This window comes from Bacteroides sp. 3_1_23, assembly GCF_000162555.1.
Lineage (GTDB): Bacteria > Bacteroidota > Bacteroidia > Bacteroidales > Bacteroidaceae > Bacteroides > Bacteroides ovatus.
Genome location: NZ_GG774949.1, coordinates 1,945,581 through 1,966,373 on the forward strand (window position 1 = coordinate 1,945,581; position 20,793 = coordinate 1,966,373).

Sequence of the window (20,793 nt, forward strand, 5' to 3'; positions counted from 1 at the left end):
GTTAACATATCAACTAAATTAAGTTTAAAATTAAGTTAAGGTCTGGTGTAGAATCAATGACGCTTCGTTTTTGGGGGGAGTACATTGATTTTTTCGTTTGCAAAATTACGCTTTTCCGTTCAATCTATCGATACAATCGTCCGGTAAACTTCCAATATTATACAAAAAAAGGTTGCCAATCTTATCGACTGACAACCTCATCTTATATGGAGCGGAAAACGAGACTCGAACTCGCGACCCTAACCTTGGCAAGGTTATGCTCTACCAACTGAGCTATTTCCGCAAACTAAATTTCGTCATTCAGAAATCTGAAAGATTGGTGCCCAGAACAGGACTCGAACCTGCATGCCTCTCGACACACGCACCTGAAACGTGCGCGTCTACCAATTCCGCCACCTGGGCAAAGATTATTGTTCCAACATTTCAAAGAAACATGAGCGGAAAACGAGACTCGAACTCGCGACCCTAACCTTGGCAAGGTTATGCTCTACCAACTGAGCTATTTCCGCATTTTTTCGTTTGCGGTTGCAAAGGTAGGGATTTTCCGTAAACCTGCAAACATTCTGCCTACTTTTTTCACAGAAATCTGTTCACTTTGCACCTACCGCAAAACAATCATTTTGATTATCAACTCATTCGGTCACGATAATCTTCATAAGAAAATTGCTTGTATATTTCAGCTTTCCCCTCTTTTGTCCAGATGGCAATGGCAGGATGATGAATTCCGTTAAACATATTTGTCTTGACCATCGTATAATGAATCATATCTTCGAACACGATACGCTCTCCGATTTGCAACTCGTGATCGAAGCTCCACAGTCCCATATAATCACCGCTCAAACAAGAATTTCCTCCGAGACGATAAATATATTTTCCTTCATTTCCCATCTCTGCGCCACGCACGGCAGGTTGATATGGCATTTCCAGGCAGTCCGGCATGTGGCAAGTGAAACTAACATTCAAAATTGCCGTCTTGATGCCACGACTTTCCACAATATCCACCACTTCGGAAGCCAGCACTCCCGTCTGCCAGGTAAAGGCCGAACCGGGCTCCAGAACAATGCGTAAATGAGAATAGCGTGCTTTTAATCCTTGCAACAGCCTTATCAAATGTTCGGTATCATAGTCCTTACGAGTCATCAGGTGTCCACCACCCAGATTCAACCATTTAATCTGTGGAAACCAATGGGCAAATTTAGCTTCAAGATGTTCCAACGTACGTTCCAACTCATAAGAAGAAGATTCACAGTGACAATGACAATGAAAGCCTTCAATGCCTTGCGGTAATACATCAGGCAACAAATCGGCCGTTATCCCAAAACGTGTGCCAGGTGCACATGGATTATAAAGTTCGGTTTCCACTTCCGAATATTCAGGATTTACGCGAATACCACAAGAAATGCCACTTCCTTCTGCAACCACCATCGGATAGAAGCGTTCAAACTGCTGCATTGAGTTGAATGTGATATGACTGCTGCAACGCATGATTTCCGGGAAATCCTGTTCCGTATAAGCAGGAGAATAGGTATGCGCCTTGCTACCAAATTCTTCCAACGCCAGGCGGGCTTCATATACCGAACTGGCCGTTGAATGATTGATATATTCACGGAATATAGGGAAAGAGCGCCACATGGCGAACGACTTGAAAGCAAGAATAATTTCCACTCCCGCCCTGTCGGCTACACTTTTTATCAAACTCAAATTCTTTCTTAAAAGTTCTTCTTCCATGATGTAGCAAGGAGAAGGGAACTGGTTAAAATCTATCATATATAAAATTATTATCTGGACTAATCGCTTTACGAACGTGGGTACAAAAATACAAATTCAAAAGCAAAGAGGGATTGTTTTATTTTTAATTAAGATATTGGTTTTCGCGAACTTTTTCTTATTTTTACACCTTATATATTATAGTAAGTATTATATCATCCTAAATACCTGATTAAAAATGAATAAAGATTTAAGAAAAGTAGTGATTCTGCTGGCACATCCTAACATCAAGGAATCACAAGCAAACAAAGCATTAGTTGATGCTGTCAGTGACATGGAAGGAGTAGCAGTTTTCAATCTTTACGAGCTGTCGCAAGAAATCGCTTTCAATGTAGATGAATGGAGTAAAATCATTTCCGATGCCTCGGCTGTCATCTATCAATTTCCTTTCTATTGGATGTCTGCGCCGTCATTACTAAAGAAATGGCAAGATGAAGTCTTTACTTTTCTATCCAAGACTCCGGCTGTCGCCGGCAAATCGTTGACAGTGGTAACGACCACGGGATCCGAATACGAAGCGTATCGCAGTGGCGGCAGAAACCGCTTCACGATGGACGAGTTATTACGTCCTTATCAGGTAAGTGCCATTCATTCGGGAATGTCATGGCAAACCCCTATTGTAGTCTACGGAATGGGAACAGCAGATGCGGGAAAGAATATTGCTGAAGGAGCTAATTTGTATAAACAACGTGTGGAGATGCTTATCGGTAGCAGTAATGCAGGGAACAATTGGTAAGATTTATAAAGCGTAGCTTTAGATAGGATAAAGCTACGCTTTACAGTTGCTAAAGCATAGCTTTAGGTTTCACCAAACACTTCTTTTTCAATGTAAACACTGGCAGGAAAATAAACACTCCGATTACAGACATTATTAATCCTCCGATAGTGCCTGCTGCCAATGGAAACCAGAAGCCTTCTTTTTCCATGCCTACCATAAAAGGGACAAATCCCAAGATGGTAGAAGTCACCGTCAGAAAGATAGGAATCACTTTAGTATTCCAGGCTTTCACATAAGCCCGAAGCGGTGAAAGACGCGGGAAGCGTTTACGAACGGAATTATATTCATTCAAGATATAAATGCTCGCATTAACCGTAATACCACAAAGCAAAACAAAAGAAGCAAATCCTCCCTGGTCAAAATTCAATTTGAACCAATAGAATGTCAGAAACACGCCGATATAAGATACCGGAATCACAAAAATTATTGCCAATGGCTGTTTCAAAGAATTGAACAGTATACTCGTAATAAAAAAAATAATAGCAATCACAATCAAAAGCAAACGATATTGCTTGTTGTCCTTTCTACCCCAAGACCAGTTATTATCCTCCGATTTTGCAGTATATCCCATCGGGAGAATCTCGTTAAACTCTTCCAGATCTTTTTTCAATAGTTTATTTCCCTGTTCCGAAGAACCGATATACTCATATTGCAAACACAGCCGATACTGTTGATTCTCCTTAGCCACTTCCTGTGGCATCTGTCCTTTTTCCACAGTTGCCAATTCAGAAAGCTTATATTCCCTCTCTCCTATTTGAAAAGGATAAAACTGCATTGCCCACACATCCCTATCTTCCGACTGACACGAAGAAAGTTTTATCTTTTCCGTCCCCTCTTCCGCCATTACCGAACCTATTTCCATATTTCGCCCATATATCGGGTGAATAGCAGAAAATAACCTTCCGGCTCCAATCCCCTCCTCTGCCATCCGCTGTTTTTTCAGATTAAAGTAGAATTCCATATAATCATCTTTCCACCAGGAGAAATCAGATCCGATCGTCACTTCCCGAATCCGGCGGTGAGACAATAACTTTGCTTTTAATTTTTCAACCCAATCATACAGTGCATCGTAATTATATCCATACATTTTCACCCGGAAAGAACCCGCATTCTCACGTACATCATTACTGAACCCCTGATCTTGTAAACCATATATACTCCAATTTCCACCTCCCAGTTGAAGCGCCTTGCTAATCATATTCGCTTTCAACGTATAGGGAAAACCGCTTTTCTGGTGTTCTTTCGAAAAATAGATGTGGATAGATGACCTGCGAGCACTTTCTACAGATGTCTGGAATTGCTTAATCTCTTTAAATTCGCTCAAATAAGTTTCCATCCTCTTCATCAGTGTATTCATCTGCTCAAGTGTACTTCCATTCGGCAAATTAGCATTGGCATGAAGCACTACTTCTTCATTACGTGAAAAGTAACTCCCTTCATATACCTTTTGCACAAATAACCTTAAAGTACCTCCCAACACCTTATCTACTATCGGTTTCACCTTTTCTTTATAAGTGGTGGTCCCCAACGTTTGATTATAAGTTCTCGCCCATCTATCATCACCTTTCATCTTTTCCGGCAATCGAAATACCGGTAGTCCGAATACCAACAATAACAAAATACATACCGCCACCCTCCAACGGCAAAGTATTTGTATCAGCCACCTGTAACAACGACTGAAATAAACCGGAAGCCGACGTATTCTTGAACGTATCCACACAAAGCAACGCACCTCCCCAATTTTCCATTTAACTATTGAAAGAGAAGGTTTCTTTCTTCGTTTCAATCCTATTTTATCAATTAGAGAAGGAACAAAAAATAAAGCAACCAGCAGTGATACTCCCAGATTTATAATCACTACCGCAGCAAAATCCTGTAAATTAAGACGTATCTTCTCATCCAGAAAAAAGATGATAACCAAAGCTCCCATCGTGGTCAACGTGGCTGCAAGAATGGACATAAACGCTTTCCGATCTCTACGCCGCAAATAATGATCGCTCATTACAATTGTATTATCTATCACCAAATTTAATGAAACCGTAATACCCGCCAAAGAATACAATTGCATTTCCAATCCGAACGCATAATAAAGAATGACAGCTATTGCCATATTAACAGCCAGACTGATTACAATCAAAAAAAGATATTTAGGACTAAAGGTGATCAACAATACAAACAGGAGCAAAATCGCTACAGTCATTCCCGTACGCAAATAAATTTTCCCCAGTTCTTCCTGAATAAATTCCGTTGCGTCGTAACTGGTGTGAATCTCATATCCTGCCGGAAGTAATAGCTGGTTATCATCCATAAATGCTTTTACCTTTTCACTCAATGCCAATTGATTTGCTGTTTCCTCTGCAACAATCGACAGATAAATTGAATTCAGCCCATTAATCCGATAATAATTTTGCGGCTGCTCCTCCATACGGGAAACCTTCACCAGCTCATTCAGACCTATGATTTTACCATCTTTCATTTTTACCTTTATCCGCTCCGCATTAAACTCTCTGCCCTCCTGCTCGGGAACCAATGCCAAACGTATCCACTGTCTGCCCGAAGCACCCTGTTCCACATCATAAGTACCCAAAAATTCCTTTTGATAATGCAACCGGACAGCCTGACGAATATCATCCGTATTTATTCCAAGCGCACGCAATTGTTCCGAATCATACTCCAATCGCCATTCCATCGGAGTAGCTCCGCTAAGATTGATTTTATAAATTCCCGGAATCTGTGCAAGACGCGTTTTTATATGTTCTTCCGCATACTGCTGAATTAAGAAAGGAGTAGCGGGTGCATTGATCGTAAATGCCATAAAAGGCCCCTGATTACTCTGCCCCGGACTGTGCATCTGAATATACGGATAGCTCACCCCATCCGGTAATTCCGGCCACGTCTGACGAATAATAGTAGAAGCTTCAAAGCGGGCAACCGCTGCATCCACATGTTTATCCAAATTCACACTGACACTTCCCCATCCGTTTCCTGAAGTGGAAGAAATCCCTCGAATACCCTTCACACGGGCAAGCATTGCCTCTAACTTACTGGTAGCCGTCATTTCCACCACACGTGCTGAAGTACCGGGCATACTGAATCTCACCGTGAAGCCGGGTAAGGTCCGCGATGGATTCAATTTGACAGGCAGCAATGGAATGAGTGCTAACCCAACCAATGCCACACAGACAAAAGCCACAATCAATGTGAAAGCGGAAGCCTTAGGAGATTTTACTATTTCAGAATCTATATTTTGCATTTTCGTCATTTAACCAACTTTCCTCCATTAAAATCAAACCTGTCCGAAAGTGAAAGTTTCGCAGCAAAATCAAATAACGTAAGTCTCCGTATCTTATAATAATTCAGCCAGTAGTTCTGCAAGGCAGAGATAAAATTACGTTGTGCCTGCTGCTGCCTGTTGAGTGAAAGTGTCAGGCTGTTTATATCCGCTTTGCCGATGATAAAACGCTGTTTAGTCTCATTATAAGCAAGTATAGACAGATCCAACGCTTCTTCCGCACTGGCTATCAATTGCTGCTGGATATTAAAATCACTTACCGTCATAATCACTTCCTCCTCGATGCTAATCTCATCCTGACGTGCCGAGATCTTCACTACATTCAGATTATTTCTTGCCATATTATACTTACCCTTACGAACACCCCAGTCCAATAACGGAATAGAAACACTGACTGCCACCAAATCCTGCTGCATCGGTTTATGATACACATCTCCAAAATTATCTGCTACCTGATTAAAACCGATACTGGCATTCACACTTGCGTTAAAGCGAGATTCTTTCTTCGTCTTATCTACATTCCGTTCCGCTTCAAGTACATTCTGTTTCAGTTCCAACAATTGCGGGTTATTATTCCTGCCCCACCTCAAAGCCTCATCTACCAGAATATCCACCATCTCCGGGCGGGAAGGAAGTTCCAGTTTGATTTGCGTATTCTTATCCAGATTGAGAAAAGAAGCCAGTGAAAACATAGCCCGTTTCAGGTCACTTGCTTTATTCTGCAACGTATTCTGCGCATTCACACGATCCAGTTTCAATGTCAACAAATCAGCCTGTGAGATAGCTGCAATTCGATGGCGTTGTTGCCCGATACGATACAATGTGTCCGTAGAAGCCAAGTTTTCTTTAGCAAGATTATATTCTGCCTGCGCCATAGCCAAAGAGAAAAAATAATTCGTAGCCGTTTCCGACACCTTTTCCACATTATAGAGAAATTCCTTTTTCACACGCTCATACTTCAACGGTTCTATCCTCCGTTCCCATTTGAAGGAGTTATATCCTACCAGACTTTGCGAATATCCGATTCGTATAGGAACACTCGTAAGTTGCGTAGCACTGTTACTTCCGAAGTTACGCATATAGGCAAGATTCGATTCCAGATAAAAAGTACCTCCGGTTAAATCAAAATTCTGTTTTACACTCAATCCTCCATAAGCATAGTAAGACTGTTGCGTACGGTATACATCCAAATCCTGTCCCGAATCGTATCGTTTCGTAATATCCCGGTTATATTGTGCCGGAGTAACATCCAGCGTCAAGCTAGGCAACCGATTTGCCCGAAAAGTCCTATACTCCCAATAACCGGATAAATACATATTCTGCGTACGGAATGATTCCAGCGAACTGTCGTTAGCTAGAGAAATTGTCCTGTTCAAATCCAATACCAGGTGTTTCTGCGCTCGAAGCTGGGATTCACCACAGAGGACACAGAGGACACAAAGGAAAACAGGAATTCTTTTCTTTAATCTATTCATAACTCTCATTTTTGGACTAATACTTAATACTTATTTTCTTGTTACGGTAAATAAACCAGTAAAGTAACGGTATGATAAATAAGCTCACCGTCGTACCAATCGACATTGTTCCTATCATAGCTATAGACAACGGTTTTTGTAACTCCGAACCCATATCTGAAGAAAAAAGCAGTGGCACCATTGCGAAGATGGTAGTCAGTGAAGTCATGATAATCGGTCGCAAACGCCTGCGGCCAGCTTCATGTATCGCTTCTAATAACGGAACACCCGCTTTACGCAATTCATTGATAGCATCCAGCTTCAGAATAGAGTCATTGATTACAATACCGCAGGTAACGATCAACCCGATAGCAGACATCAAATTCAGCGTATGTCCGCAAATCCAGAGTAAAAGCAGTGCAAATGCGAGGTCAATCGGTATCTCCGCCAAAACAAGCAAAGGCTGCAAAAAGCTTTCAAACTGTGCGGCAAGAATAAAATACATCAATAACAGCGAAATAAATAAAATCACCACCAGTTCATCCAACATCTCACTGTTAGAAAAGAAACTGCCGGAGAATCCAGTATCCCAGTCTTTCATATCTTCTGCCGTTTGTTTCACCTCCTTTATCAGTTTGTTTCCGTCCTGTACGCCATAAAAATCAAAAGGAACATATTCCCCGTTACGTCCGGCAGTAATACTCTTCAAGTCCTCGGCAGGAGTAACCGTCACCAGTTCCCGGAGTGGAATGTACTCTCTGTTTCCTCTATTGTCCGGTTCAGTCTGTATTAGTGCTTCCTGTAATATTTCATTCACCGTCTTCTCACTGCCCGCAACGTTGATCGGAAGATATTGCTGGTAAGAATGCAACATAGTCACACTATTTTCTCGGAAAGCTGTTTTCAAGACTCTATAAAGTTCATTGTAAGCAACACGGTAAAGCAATAGTTTCTCCTTATTGATACTTAGGTTCAGTTGGTTCTCAAAGGCAATGCCTGTAGGAGCAATTCCCGTCCTACGGGCTAACTCCAGCTCCACATTCCGGATCGTTTCCGCTTCCGGTGCTTTTGCCTTATTACGGGTGTAAAATTCAGCTATGATATCCGGTTCTCCCGTGACAAAGAGTTTCTCAAATACAGTCTCCGGTGGAGAGAAAGAAATAACGGAAAGTGGATAACGTTCTTTCAGTTTATGGTATATCTCCTGCTGCAAAGGAATGATTGTTTCTGATGTTTCCGTTCGGAAATAAAGTTCTGCTTCGGAAGAAGAAAGTTCCCTTTCACGATTCAGAAGAAAATCCTGCCTGCCAACAGATGCCGTGTGCTCCAATACCTGTTCTTTTAAATCCCTAAAAAGCTCATCCACACGCCGCCTGTTTTCATCCACATGAATATTCTCATTCCACTCGATTCGGGCAATCAATTCATTCTCTTCTATATCAGGCATCCGCTGCTTGTCGATAAAGAAAAAGAAAAATATACAAAGCGGGATGGAGACAACACAAAACAATACACTAAACGTTTTGTGACGGAACACCCAATCTACACCGGCATCATAAAAACGGTCCAATGTGTGATCCTTTATCGGGTTATTGAATTTAAAAGAAAGCCATTTCCATTTCCGGGTATGAATACCTGTCCGATAGACCAGCAGATAAAGCACCGGAAGAAGCATAATACCAGTAAAATACGAAACCATCAATCCCACTGTAACCGAAAAAGCCTGATCATAGAAGATAGCTCCGGCAATACCACTCATAAAAATCAATGGAGCAAACACGGCAATGGTAGTCAGGGAAGAACTTAACATAGGAGTCACCACTTCACTAGTTCCTGTTATACAGGCACGACGCAATGAATAGCCCCGCTCCCGGTATTGGGATATATTTTCTGTCACAATAATCGAACTGTCAATCATCATACCCAATGCCAGAATTAATCCGGCAAGCGAAATGATATTCAGGGACATATTACACAGATAGAAGAAAACAAAACTAATCACGATAGAGACTACCATACTAAGTCCGATCACCAACGGAGATTTCACATCTCCCAAAAACAGGACAGCTACCAGACAGATAAAAAGGAAACCTAAAGTTAGATTCTGTTGCAGATTTGAGATCGTGTAATCCAACAATTCTGTCTGGTTGCGGCTAATACTAAAATCAATATCAGGATACACCTGTCTAAAATGCTCCATCGTCCTTACCAGAGACTGCTTCATCTTATCCATATTCTCGTCCGCCTGCTTGATAACAGCCAGCGTCACCGCCCTTTTCCCATTCGACACAGATACGCCTTTTTCTTTTACGGGCACGATAGTAACTTTGCAGAAGTCCTTTAGTTGGACAATGCGGTCTCCCTTACGCAGGTATATATTTTTCACATCTTCTGCGGTACGCAACAGAGTGGAGAATTTTATATTATATTCATAGTATCCGTCGCGTACTGTCATACTACCCGGCTCCACATTATTGGCAGCCAAAGCCGATTCAATATCTTCAATGGAAAACCCCATCATAGCCAGCTTATCCTCATCGGGTACAATCTGTACCTGACGCTCCACCAATCCGGTCACGTCTACCATAGCCACTTCTTCGAGCTGCTCTATCCTTCGCTTGATCACCGATTCGGCAAATTCACACAAATCAAGGAAAGACTGCTGTCCTATCGTACTATAAGCACTATCATTCTTTAAGGTCAGATTCAGGTAAAACACGGGGATATCCGTTGCGCTTGCCTTAATAACTTTCGGGCGTTCAGTATCCTTGGGAAGATAATTCATTGCAGCGTCTATTTTTTCATTGACCTCTATAAAGGCAAGATCCGTATTAGTACCGAAATCAAAAGACAGATGGATCATACCTGCTCCGTCTCTCGATTCACTATGAATATCTTTCAATGTAGACACCTGAATCAGTTGTCCCCGTAAAGGTTTCACAATCGTGTTTTCCAGTTCACGGGCAGAGGTATTGGCGGCAGACACCTGTATTGTTATCTCCGGAATGGCAATATCCGGAAGCAATGATATAGGCAAAGTATTATATGTCACTAGCCCGATTATGAAACAGGCAGTAAAAGCCATCAATACGGCAATAGGACGCTGGATTAAAAATTTTATCATGTTTTTCTATCTATCAATTAACTCCACTAATCACTCATCACTGACCCGTTAATCACTGACCTTTACTGCCGCTTCATGTGCCAGATTCAGATTTCCGGTCACAATAATCGTATCTCCTTCCAGTAACCCCTCTTCAATCCCTTTCTGTGATTTATCCGAAACAACATATTCCGTTGCATTTTCCAATCCCGTATGTACATAATTCCACATAGCCTTACCTTCTTGTAAAGTAAATACCACTTGCTTACCGGAGCGTAACACAACAGCCGTTTTAGGAATGACCAATTGTTGCCCTAAACTTCTTCTGACACTTACTCTTACATTCATACCACTGAACAGTTTTCCTTGTCCGTTTACTACAGCCTTCACCTTTACCATTCCGTTCGAATCTACCAATGGATTGATTTCAGATACGCTGCCTTCAAACGAATCTCCTCCGGCATAAGGAGTAATCATCACCTTATCACCTGTTTTAATAAAAGCCAACTCATTCTCCAACACTGTAAAATCAGCTTCCATCCCACGGGTATCAATAACCGTACAAAACACCTCGGAAGTATTAGCTAAATTATATGGTTTAGAAAACAGATTAGCCACTATCCCATCGAAAGGAGCAACCAATGTAGCATGTTCTGTTTCCCTTTTCACCAATTCATATTGAGATCTCGACTGCTCATATCCGCTCTTCACTTTCGCAAGTTTCATTGTTTCCACAGGAACTTTGCTAAAATCTTCGGAGGTATATCCCTGTCCGATCAATACATCTTTCAGTTCCAACTCGGCTTTCAACAAAGCATCTTCCGCTTGGGAAAGCTTTTGCTCCAAGCGAAATTTATCAAGTTCAGCTAAGTTCTGTCCTTTATGTACGCGGTCACCATTCTTCACATAAATACGAGCAATAACTTCACTTGTCTCAAAACGAAGATCAGCCTGTCCGAGAGCACTTACTTTACCGTTACTGACCAATTCGTGATGAAAATCACGTCTCTTTAGTATTTGAGTAGTGACTTCATTCTTAGCATCAGGAAGAACAGTGGAAACACCTTGTTCCTGTTTGTCGGCACTATTTTTTTTGTCAGAGCAAGAGGACGTTCCAGTCCAAACCAAACATAGCATCAACCATATACAATCATATTTTCTCATAATAATATCTTTATTGCTATCAATTACACATCATCTATTTAGGATAAACAAAGTCTATAGTCAAATCATCCGTATTATTTTCTGTATCCAGCATATTATCTACAAAAAGAACAATACCACTATAAGAGACACACCAACCTGTAAAATAATTATATCTATGTTTTGCCAACTTTACTTCATATACTTTTTTCATCTCATCATCAAACAACATTAAATATAAATCACGATCATTGATCAATTTCTCAATCCCCATATCAGCATCAAACTCTACTTTATCAATATGCAAACGGGCATACATTTTATATTGAGGAATATACATTACATCATAAAAATAAGGATTCTCCAACCTATGCCTTTCCAATGCAGCATAATCTTTTCCGGAAGTACATTCTGCCACAATATTAGAAGTATAGTTACTTTCTGCCATAACAGAGTTTCGTTCATTAGTAACTATATTCAAAGTATAAATGGAAGATTCAGCCGGATAATTATAGATAATATTTTCACCTACATAATTGACATTAGGAAAAGACATATAAGAATACCCTGCGCTCATATCAGGAATAATATTTGATGGCGACAAATAATAGATAGCAACATCTTTCTCTTTATTAATAAAGACTTCCTTGACCGCAAAGACCTTAGAAGACAAGTTTTGTGTTAAAAACATCAAAGATTGACGGTTCTTATTATAATATAAACGGGAAGTATGGATGGCATAATTAGTATTTATCAATAATTGCTCCTTATCATCCAGATACTCTCTCAAATCCACTATATTTTTTACAGTTCCTCTGCTGTCAACGAGAAAAACATGTTCAGAATCATCAGATACCCACACTGAATCTAATGAATGTACATATATGCCTGACAAACGAGATATAGCATGAGGACCTTTGGCGGGCAACGTTACTTGAGTTACCTGTTTTGATTCCAAATCCAGGTAATCTAATGAATGTAATCTATAATTATATCCGATAAGGATATTCACAGAATCTCCATGAACAGGAGAAGACAAATAATAAGACTTTAGCTGCAGCACATCTTGTTGAGGAAAATGTATTTCTTCCGTTTGCAGTGCAACTTCATTATTTACTATTGTTCCATCTGATCTCTTACCAGTACAGGATATCAATAGCATACAAGATAGGAAAAGCAACAAACTATTTTCTACTGTTCTCATTGTGTTCTATTTTTACGTTTTATACAACTACAAAAATAACATAACTAAAATACGATATCCTGATTATCAATAATAAATCTTCGTATAAGAATAAGATATAACCATTGTTAACTGTGCTCATTCATATTTCATCATATTTATCAGTTTATTTGTTTCAATAATTTCTTTACTTCCGCTCTCATCTCTTTTACCGCTGTCGATTGAACCTTTGGTTCTTTTGTCAGTACAACCTCAACCATACGCTTTAATTTCTCAGGTTGTTGGTTTTCCGGCTCCGCATACAGCTTTGCCAGAAGATAATACGGATAAATTCGTCCCGGAAGTCGATGCGTAGACCGAATCAGACTCTCTTCCGCTTTCTCATACTTTCCTACTGCCTGATAGTTCTTACCTATAATATTCAGAATCATTGGGTCATTACTATACTCCATGGCTTCTTTCAACACTTTTGTAGAGCTATCATATTGTTTCAATTTATGCAAACAATACCCGTATTCAAAAAGAAAGGCTCCCCGATTCTTCAATTCGGGATACAACGTCTCATATTCTTCTTTAGCTGATTGATATGCTCCGATATTATAGAGCATTTTACTACGATACCAGTTCTTACATGCATCATATTGATTGTTTTTCCAATAATATGCCCCTAATAGAATTATTATCGAAATAAAAAATAATAGCATTATCTTCGAGCGTCCAATAACACAAGCAGCCAGCAGAAAATAGAAGGTCACTGCAAATCCGGGAATCTGCATCGGATAAGAAGAAAAAGCAAATACCAACACTGCAATTATACCTCCACAAAGACCTATTCGTCCTTCCCTACTCCCCTTCCAAAGACAAAACGCAATTATTAATAAAACGACAAATAAAAAAGGAATCCCATATTCTGTTGCTACTTGAAGATATTCATTAAAAGCACATTCCGGACTACCCGCCACCAATTCTTCCGTTTCCGAATACTCTTCGTTTGCAAAATAACTCTCCTGTGCCCTGCCATAAGCTGAAACAAAATTCCCAGTTCCATGTCCTATAAGAGGACTTTCAGCAATAGCAAGAGTACTAATTTTCCACATGAACAGGCGCCCATTGGCGGAAGTTGCTTTTAACTGAAAAAGTGAGTAACCAATCACTATGAATATAATGCTTCCTGCAATACAGGCCAACACAACTTTTCTCTTATATATCTTTCTAATCTCCTTTAGTTTACTTCCCCATGAAATGTGCATTCCATACACCCATGCGCCCGATACGGCGGCGGCAATCCAAGCCGAACGACTCATTCCGGCAGGTAGCACACAAAGAATCAACAGCATCACTCCTAATGCCATGTAATACTTTCCCTGTTCTATCCATGTACGTTCCGTCTTTTCTTTCAAATTTAGCCATTCATGCAGGCAAAGCGGAAATATCATTGCCAAATATCCCGAGTAAGGTCCCGGATTATAGAAAAACCCTGTAAGTGCATATAAGGAATGATTAGAAACAGCGAAACCATATATTTGCCTCAAGCCCCATATAGCTTCAATCCCTCCCAATATAATCAATACCCACGTCACTATTGACGGAAAAGACAGATATTGTTTCTTATTCAAGCAAAGAAAAGGCAAACAACACACAGCAAAAACAACAGTCATGCGTCCCAACCATAGTTTTTGATAGGCCATTTCACCAACAGATATGTCGTTCGGAGTAGGAAAAGCTACTACACACAGGATTAACGCAACTCCTAAGAGTGCTATCAAACCCGCCATACCTTTCCTTTCAATTTTTATCAACTTTAATTTGACTTTCATGTTCTTCAATTATCTGACTACTGCCCGATAAAAAGCAATAACCGGATTATCTCCCTCTACATCATACGTTTTAAATAAATCCGGATAATCCTCAAGAGGATTTTCAGAAAAAGCATAATCGAGATACTCTGGTGTCAATATGCTGTAAAAGCAATCCTTATAAATACCGTCAATCGTATCAATTAAAGATGAATCCAGAAATTTAATCCTTTTGGCACAGTATACTTGTTTACTCTCTTCTACATTATATAAACAAGACCAAATATATCCATCCTTCACAAAACGAAAAAACAATAATCCGCCATACTCATATATATCAGTTATACCTAAGGAGTATCCTGAACGCAACAAACTCATTTCATTAGGTCTCTCTTCTATCATCGATGCTGGCAAGGGGTTCGGCAAATTAATCCGAAAACGCGGAACAACACTATCTTCATGAATCTGATAAACAATATTATCAAAATCCCTACAATAATACAACTTCGAATTATTATCATACAAATTGTGTCCTGAAGGCGAAAATGGATAGTCTTCTTTATTATTTTCATGTTTAAAGTATCGTTTCCCTATGGTAATGCCATCCTTTGACGCTAACAGGTAATAATGCAAAGAAATATCATCTTGATAGTTTCGATGTAAACGGTTATGATAAAAGAAGTATCCTCCCCAATAGGCTATTTCAGCCGGTGTAGGTTTATTAAACTTCTCACTTTTGACAAACCTACCATCCTCGGTCGAATAAAACATCAACGACTGTTTCATATTATCATAAATCACCAGTTGATGCAAACTAGCATTTACTGCAAAAGCATTTATATCCGTATATTCTCCGGGACCCTGCCCTCTAGCATTCAATTGAAATAACAATTCACCGGACATATCATAACATACAATGCCTACTACAAGATCCCATAAATAAATTCGTTCATCCGCAATCTGGATCTTTTTAATACGGCTTAACAAAGGAATCGCCGATAGTTTAACGTAAGATACCTGTTGCAATATAGTTTCCAGCTTATCATAAGTTTCTCCTGTCATTTCAACGATAACGTCCTGTGGACTAGACAGAGAGACAACTCCGGGGCCGATACTTAAAGACGTTTTATTATGAGTACACGACACAGTAAGACAAACTACCATTATTATAATAATACACTTATTCATTTTTTAATTACATTCCACAAGCTCTGGGTGTACAAGAATTAGGAGTTACACAAAATTCGCATATTCTTTCTATGCTGGCAGTATGCCACGGACCTTGCTGATAATCACATGCAATTGTCCTAGGAGCTGTCCAAGTCTTATCGCCATTCTCACGACTATTTGCCAACGCTTCAACATTAGACAGAACCAAATCAGATAATGTCTCTTTTTTAAACGAATTACAAATATTAGTACCAATCATCACTAGTAATGTAATTCCTAAAGCCATTTTTAAATAAATTTTCTTTTTCATACGTAACTAATTTTATATTAAATCTGATAGTCAATATGCCTTTATTTGATTTTCTTCATCATCCTATCCCAACGAGGTTTCTCCGTAAATTTGTCTTCTGAATACCAGATACGGGTAGCCTTGCCTACAATATATTCTTCCGGCAGCATCCCCCAATACCTTGAATCCTGCGAATTAGCCATATTATCACCAGATACAAAATAATAATTCTTTTCAAAACGATATCGAGAAATCAGACTGTCTCCCAATAACACCTGTCCGTCTTTCAGACGCAATTTCTTCTTTTGTTCCCAACCTATCAATTGCTTATACAAATGATAAGTAGTGCGGTCCATTTCTACCACATGTCCTTTCTGTGGAACAGGCAATGGTCCGAATTCACGAATATTCCACTTAAGTTGTTTGTTATATGGAAATGTACCAAAGACAATCCCGTGCTGCTTCGGATGCTGCAAATTTGCAATATACTGTTGAGCCTGATAATTCCCCACCTGTTCATTGCAACCACGTATCTTATAAAATCCTCCTCTGATTTCCAATGTGTCTCCGGGCAGAGCGATACACCGCTTCACATAATACTGCATCACGTCCATTCGAATACTATCCCAACGATTTTGCTGATAAGGAAAATTAAAAACCAATATATCATTTCTCTTAAAGTTTCCCCATCCGGGCATCCGATGAATAGTGAAGTCTTCATTATCTAAAGCAGCAAACACATTAAATAACCTAGCTCCCTTTATCATCTTATTAACCAGTATCCGATCTCCATCCTTTAGTACCGGTTCCATAGAATCCGAAGGTATTTTAAACGAGGTAAAACAAAATAGTTGTACCAAGAAGAGAATGAGCACCATGCAGAATACGAAAAATGCCAGATTCTCTAATATTGCCAAAATTTTCCTCACTTTGCTCATACGCTTTCTTTCAGTTGAATTAGTTTACGATAAGCCATAAGCCCCAACACGCATTTCACACGTTCATCATCCTCATTTAATAATCCTTCGCAAGGATAAACGTCTTTTTCCATCTTCTCTCGCAAATAATCCGCCCATAAACACAATAGATTCCAATGTGCATCAGCATAACTGAAATCCTGTTCCACTTCTACAATCACAGCCATCATCATCAACATGTCAGCAGCTACCGCCACTGCATTATCATCCAATTTTACCTGCTTATTAATAATAGGGTACAAACCTATATCATAAGGCGGATATCTCTTTACCCAATGATTATCTTCACAATATTCAAATATAGGATCCAATAGGCTTTTCATCCAGTCGATACGATTAAAATAGAGCAAAGTAGAAAAACTCTCATAAGCCTCCCTGATATTACCTAAAGTATCTCCAAAGCAAAATATTTTATTCTCTGATGATAACACAAATCTATGGGAAGATATAAAATTACGATAAGAAGGAAGCATCTGCCCTGCAAATGTTTCACCACCTACTTGAAAAGCTCTGGCACTCCACTGACAATCCTGTTTATCGCATTCTTCTTTAAGTTCCTGCCATCTATCTCCAACAGATTTCATTAATTCTTTTATTTCGCCTGTTCTATTTTTCTTCCAAAGAGGGGACAAACTTTCACCCCCATATTGTAAAGTCTGCCCTTCCTCATACCCTATTAGCAATGCACCTTTATCCTCATTCTTTGCGCTTAACTTTTGAGATAAAATAACATGACCATCCTCACTAGAGAAAGTTGATTCATTCGCCTCCATAGCTAAATATAAACTGTCGGACTTGGCAAAACGCCAATTCTGTTCACACCAACTATCCACCTTGCTCCTACCCAATAACCACTCCATATCTACATCAAACAGAATTTCCACTGTATGCTCCTTTTCATCTTTTGCATGAATCTGATAAGAAAGAAAACCTACAGGCCATCCTGTCATATCCCATTTCTCCGACAAGGAAGGTGAAACAAAATCAATCAGAAGCTCCACATCTCCACATTGAAAAACATAATGAGTCTGTGTAGCCTGCATATTCATTTGTTTCAATATTGCAGGTTTCACATCAACATAAGTCTTATTTTCCACATATAAACCAAAATCCAAAAAAGCAGTACCTTCCGCATTACCCCCATAAGCTGCTATAACATTATCACCATTAATAATTTGAGCTACTGTTTCATCCGTTAAACGATAGCATCCCGTTTGAGGAAGAAATGCTTCTTCTCCTAACAAATATTCTCCATTACAATAAAGCTTTATCTGATCATCATAAATATAACGGAGATAGACTTTGCGTTCTTTTAAAGTATCTTTGTTAGCAATGGTAATGTGCCTGCGAACATATATATTTTTCGCTCCCCATACTGTATGGGCTTGAAACTTCCCATTTTCCGAACCGAAGGCACCTTTACCCTTATTCCACAAAGAATCATTATACTCCCTTTGTTCCCATCCTCTGCCCGGAAATAAATAAGAATATTTTCCCTGCCATCCCAGGTTCTCGTTTGAAAGAGGGGCTAGAGAGGATATACGTAACGAATCTCCTCCTAAAAAACGGTAAGATTTACCATCCACCTTTAAAATACCCGTCAACGGAAACATTTTCCCCGATCTTAAGCACGGATAGGTTTTATTTAAAGTATCTTCTGTTGCCTTTATGGTAAAACCGGGAGCTATAGCCAACAACGTATGTCCGGAGAAAGAAATATCAAAAGGAGGACACACCTTCTTACCGGAATAAGAACAAGCACATATCAAGGAGATAATTCCTGAAAATAAAACTATCCTCCACATTACAACTTGTCTGATATTAAACTTTACCTCCATTGTTGTTCTCCATTTTCATAAACAAAAATTCTTTCATCCTTTCCACGAGTATGGTTTCGTAAAAGTAATAATGCATTTTCCGGAATATTCCGAAACACCAGTGAATCGGCAGTCGCCTTGATTGTCCCGGCAGATTGCCAGTCTCTTTCACAGTAGAATAATTCATATACATCACCAGGTCGAACATAATTATCCCTGTTCCGCGGAGTATAAACTATACGATCGACTTTTACTTCTTTTCCTAAATCCAATCCCGCCCATCCACCGGTGGGTTTGGAATAATCAAAAGAAGTCCATGTTTTCCCGTCAAAGACATTGGTATAGTCATGATCCCCATTCTGTTTTTCGTGTTCGGGAGTTCCTATTATCTTTCCCATTAAAGCAACAGTATCATTTTTCTCATAAAAGGCGACTGCTGAAACATTACAATGAGCTTTAGGTCGACCGATATATCTAAGATAACGGTATTCTTTATCAGACCAGCATTTTACAGTAGTATTCAAACGATCAGGTTTACTTTGTATAATAAACAGTGTATCTTCATCCGAAAAATCCGAATGATTGCTTCCGGTAAAAACACCCCCTATCATTCTGTTTCTAAAACTACTTTCTTCTTTAAGATTAAACTTAGCATACAAAACCATATCTTGCGTCTTTTTCCCGACGGAATAATAGTGAGGGGCATTAGTTTCTTTATCCAGATAAAAAGGATCAGTCAAGAAATGTAATGATCCTTTTTCATAAGTGGCAACTCTTAAAACTGCCCCTTTACGAACATATCGAAAAGCCAAATGACCGGCATCGTATTCTGTCCAATCAACCGGAATCCAACGATCTCTATTACTGGCACATAAATAAGCAATCCTCCCACTCCTTTTCTCTTTATACTGCTTTTCCAAAGGAATGACCAGATTCTTTTGGTATGAATACGCATAATCAAAAGTTACATCCTTAAACTTAGGAATATGCCAAAATGGATGTACCTTCTCTCCATATTGTGACATCTGTTCATGTAACTCTCTGTTTACACTAAATGTATATCTATATATCTTGGCAGTTCCTCCCTGCCGATACAAAGCACATTTGCGAACACGTGTCAAAAATGTCATAAAGTCGGACATATATCCTTCTCCGTTTTTATCCCATACTATTGTCCAAAGATGCCCGAAATTCGTATCATTACGTGCAGGTAAGTAGTCGATTGCACAAGGAATACCTAAAGCACGAAATAAGTAAATCTCAAAATCTGCCAATTCTCTACAACTACCGACTTTATATTGTACAAATTCAGGTCCGATATGTCCGAAAGAAAAGGGAGTTATAGAAGTAAAGAATGTCTTTTTATCCGGCAATCTCGCCATTAAATATCTGGCTGCCACTAATGGATCTTCTTTATCCAAGGTGTCAGACATCCGCAATGAATCTAACAATGAATTGTATTTCTTATAATATATCTCACGCCAATAAGTTAACGGTTCATCCCCTATTCGGTAAGGCAATAAGTACTCACAAAATGTTTCAAACGAAATATTCTTTCCCCACGGTTGCTCCTGCCAAACTTTAAATGCCCAATCAATATTATGGCACAAATATGCAGAATCCATTTCCATAATATCGCGTTTCTTTTTAGGTTCTTTCATTGCACCAAAGACTTTCTTGACTGAATCCGAAACTTGTTGCGCAGTTTTACCCTTACGTACTTTTAGCCAAGCATAATAAGACTTATAATTCTCTAATTGTTCTCCACTAGAATAAATGTAAAAAGGCATATTCTCTATTAAAAAACAAGCTGCTTTATATTTTAGACTATCAATAGGATTCTTCTTATAATAGTGAAGTACTTTTTGAAGTTCTTTTTTATTTCCACCTGCCGCCTGTAAAGCAACTTCTAAAGGGAGCATAGTTTTTTTTTCGTAGAATAAATACTTTCTTGCATATTGCCATTCTAACACAAATAACAAAACAAGGATAGATGGAATATATATACAAAGCTTCTTAAGCAT

13 protein-coding genes and 3 tRNA genes are annotated in these 20,793 nt (G+C 39.3%); 1 reads left to right on the forward strand and 15 read right to left on the reverse strand.

The window, feature by feature from the left end:
• Nucleotides 1-207 precede the first annotated feature (207 nt).
• The 4 genes from HMPREF9010_RS16605 to nspC all read right to left on the reverse strand — a co-directional run bounded on the left by HMPREF9010_RS16605 (nucleotide 208) and on the right by nspC (nucleotide 1,767).
• Nucleotides 208-283 (reverse strand) — tRNA-Gly (locus HMPREF9010_RS16605).
• Nucleotides 284-317: 34 nt separating this feature from the next.
• A tRNA-Leu gene (locus HMPREF9010_RS16600) sits at nucleotides 318-402 on the reverse strand.
• A 34-nt stretch (nucleotides 403-436) separates the two neighbouring features.
• A tRNA-Gly gene (locus tag HMPREF9010_RS16595) sits at nucleotides 437-509 on the reverse strand.
• 118 nt (nucleotides 510-627) lie between these two features.
• Nucleotides 628-1,767: a carboxynorspermidine decarboxylase gene (nspC, locus tag HMPREF9010_RS16590; protein ID WP_008648094.1), complete on the reverse strand. Its 1,140-nt coding sequence runs from the start codon at nucleotides 1,765-1,767 to the stop codon at nucleotides 628-630.
• A 178-nt stretch (nucleotides 1,768-1,945) separates the two neighbouring features.
• On the opposite strand from nspC, the gene HMPREF9010_RS16585 reads away from it, so the two are divergent.
• Nucleotides 1,946-2,503 carry an NAD(P)H-dependent oxidoreductase gene (locus tag HMPREF9010_RS16585; RefSeq protein WP_004312279.1) on the forward strand — a complete coding sequence of 186 codons (558 nt, stop codon included), beginning with the start codon at nucleotides 1,946-1,948 and terminating at the stop codon, nucleotides 2,501-2,503.
• 49 nt (nucleotides 2,504-2,552) lie between these two features.
• Here HMPREF9010_RS16585 and HMPREF9010_RS16580 read toward each other — a convergent pair whose 3' ends face one another.
• The 11 genes from HMPREF9010_RS16580 to HMPREF9010_RS16530 form a co-directional block, all read right to left on the reverse strand.
• Nucleotides 2,553-5,798, reverse strand: coding sequence for an efflux RND transporter permease subunit (locus HMPREF9010_RS16580; protein ID WP_032852625.1), 3,246 nt, complete (start codon nucleotides 5,796-5,798; stop codon nucleotides 2,553-2,555).
• A gap of 5 nt (nucleotides 5,799-5,803) precedes the next feature.
• A complete protein-coding gene (locus HMPREF9010_RS16575; protein WP_083792321.1) occupies nucleotides 5,804-7,312 on the reverse strand; it encodes a TolC family protein in 1,509 nt (502 codons plus the stop codon).
• Between the two features lie 16 nt (nucleotides 7,313-7,328).
• Entirely contained in the window at nucleotides 7,329-10,415 is a 3,087-nt protein-coding gene (locus tag HMPREF9010_RS16570) for an efflux RND transporter permease subunit (RefSeq protein ID WP_004312282.1), read from the reverse strand.
• Nucleotides 10,416-10,463: 48 nt separating this feature from the next.
• Complete coding sequence (locus HMPREF9010_RS16565; RefSeq protein WP_004312283.1) at nucleotides 10,464-11,558, reverse strand: efflux RND transporter periplasmic adaptor subunit; 1,095 nt, start codon at nucleotides 11,556-11,558, stop codon at nucleotides 10,464-10,466.
• Between the two features lie 34 nt (nucleotides 11,559-11,592).
• Nucleotides 11,593-12,741, reverse strand: coding sequence for a hypothetical protein (locus HMPREF9010_RS16560; RefSeq protein ID WP_004312284.1), 1,149 nt, complete (start codon nucleotides 12,739-12,741; stop codon nucleotides 11,593-11,595).
• 140 nt (nucleotides 12,742-12,881) lie between these two features.
• A complete protein-coding gene (locus tag HMPREF9010_RS16555) occupies nucleotides 12,882-14,537 on the reverse strand; it encodes an O-antigen ligase family protein (RefSeq protein WP_008648099.1) in 1,656 nt (551 codons plus the stop codon).
• A gap of 9 nt (nucleotides 14,538-14,546) precedes the next feature.
• Complete coding sequence (locus HMPREF9010_RS16550) at nucleotides 14,547-15,704, reverse strand: 6-bladed beta-propeller (RefSeq protein WP_008648100.1); 1,158 nt, start codon at nucleotides 15,702-15,704, stop codon at nucleotides 14,547-14,549.
• 7 nt (nucleotides 15,705-15,711) lie between these two features.
• On the reverse strand, nucleotides 15,712-15,996 hold the full coding sequence (locus HMPREF9010_RS16545) for an NVEALA domain-containing protein (protein WP_008648102.1): 285 nt from the start codon (nucleotides 15,994-15,996) through the stop codon (nucleotides 15,712-15,714).
• Between the two features lie 41 nt (nucleotides 15,997-16,037).
• On the reverse strand, nucleotides 16,038-16,913 hold the full coding sequence (gene lepB, locus HMPREF9010_RS16540; protein ID WP_004312287.1) for a signal peptidase I: 876 nt from the start codon (nucleotides 16,911-16,913) through the stop codon (nucleotides 16,038-16,040).
• Nucleotides 16,910-18,790, reverse strand: a complete 1,881-nt coding sequence (locus HMPREF9010_RS16535; protein WP_004312288.1) for a DUF5127 domain-containing protein — start codon at nucleotides 18,788-18,790, stop codon at nucleotides 16,910-16,912. The genes lepB and HMPREF9010_RS16535 overlap by 4 nt, the downstream gene beginning before the upstream one ends.
• Nucleotides 18,781-20,691 carry a transglutaminase domain-containing protein gene (locus tag HMPREF9010_RS16530; protein ID WP_157453725.1) on the reverse strand — a complete coding sequence of 637 codons (1,911 nt, stop codon included), beginning with the start codon at nucleotides 20,689-20,691 and terminating at the stop codon, nucleotides 18,781-18,783. Before HMPREF9010_RS16530 ends, HMPREF9010_RS16535 begins: the two co-directional genes overlap by 10 nt.
• Nucleotides 20,692-20,793 lie beyond the last annotated feature (102 nt).

Coding starts and splice junctions, on each gene's coding strand:
- HMPREF9010_RS16585 (WP_004312279.1), top strand. CDS start 1,946: ATGAATAAAGATTTAAGAAAAGTAGTGATTCTGCTGGCACATCCTAAC.
- HMPREF9010_RS16535 (WP_004312288.1), bottom strand. CDS start 18,790: ATGGAGGTAAAGTTTAATATCAGACAAGTTGTAATGTGGAGGATAGTT.
- HMPREF9010_RS16530 (WP_157453725.1), bottom strand. CDS start 20,691: ATGCTCCCTTTAGAAGTTGCTTTACAGGCGGCAGGTGGAAATAAAAAA.
- HMPREF9010_RS16550 (WP_008648100.1), bottom strand. CDS start 15,704: ATGAATAAGTGTATTATTATAATAATGGTAGTTTGTCTTACTGTGTCG.
- HMPREF9010_RS16580 (WP_032852625.1), bottom strand. CDS start 5,798: ATGCAAAATATAGATTCTGAAATAGTAAAATCTCCTAAGGCTTCCGCT.
- HMPREF9010_RS16565 (WP_004312283.1), bottom strand. CDS start 11,558: ATGAGAAAATATGATTGTATATGGTTGATGCTATGTTTGGTTTGGACT.
- HMPREF9010_RS16570 (WP_004312282.1), bottom strand. CDS start 10,415: ATGATAAAATTTTTAATCCAGCGTCCTATTGCCGTATTGATGGCTTTT.
- HMPREF9010_RS16555 (WP_008648099.1), bottom strand. CDS start 14,537: ATGAAAGTCAAATTAAAGTTGATAAAAATTGAAAGGAAAGGTATGGCG.
- nspC (WP_008648094.1), bottom strand. CDS start 1,767: ATGATAGATTTTAACCAGTTCCCTTCTCCTTGCTACATCATGGAAGAA.
- lepB (WP_004312287.1), bottom strand. CDS start 16,913: ATGAGCAAAGTGAGGAAAATTTTGGCAATATTAGAGAATCTGGCATTT.
- HMPREF9010_RS16545 (WP_008648102.1), bottom strand. CDS start 15,996: ATGAAAAAGAAAATTTATTTAAAAATGGCTTTAGGAATTACATTACTA.
- HMPREF9010_RS16575 (WP_083792321.1), bottom strand. CDS start 7,312: ATGAATAGATTAAAGAAAAGAATTCCTGTTTTCCTTTGTGTCCTCTGT.
- HMPREF9010_RS16560 (WP_004312284.1), bottom strand. CDS start 12,741: ATGAGAACAGTAGAAAATAGTTTGTTGCTTTTCCTATCTTGTATGCTA.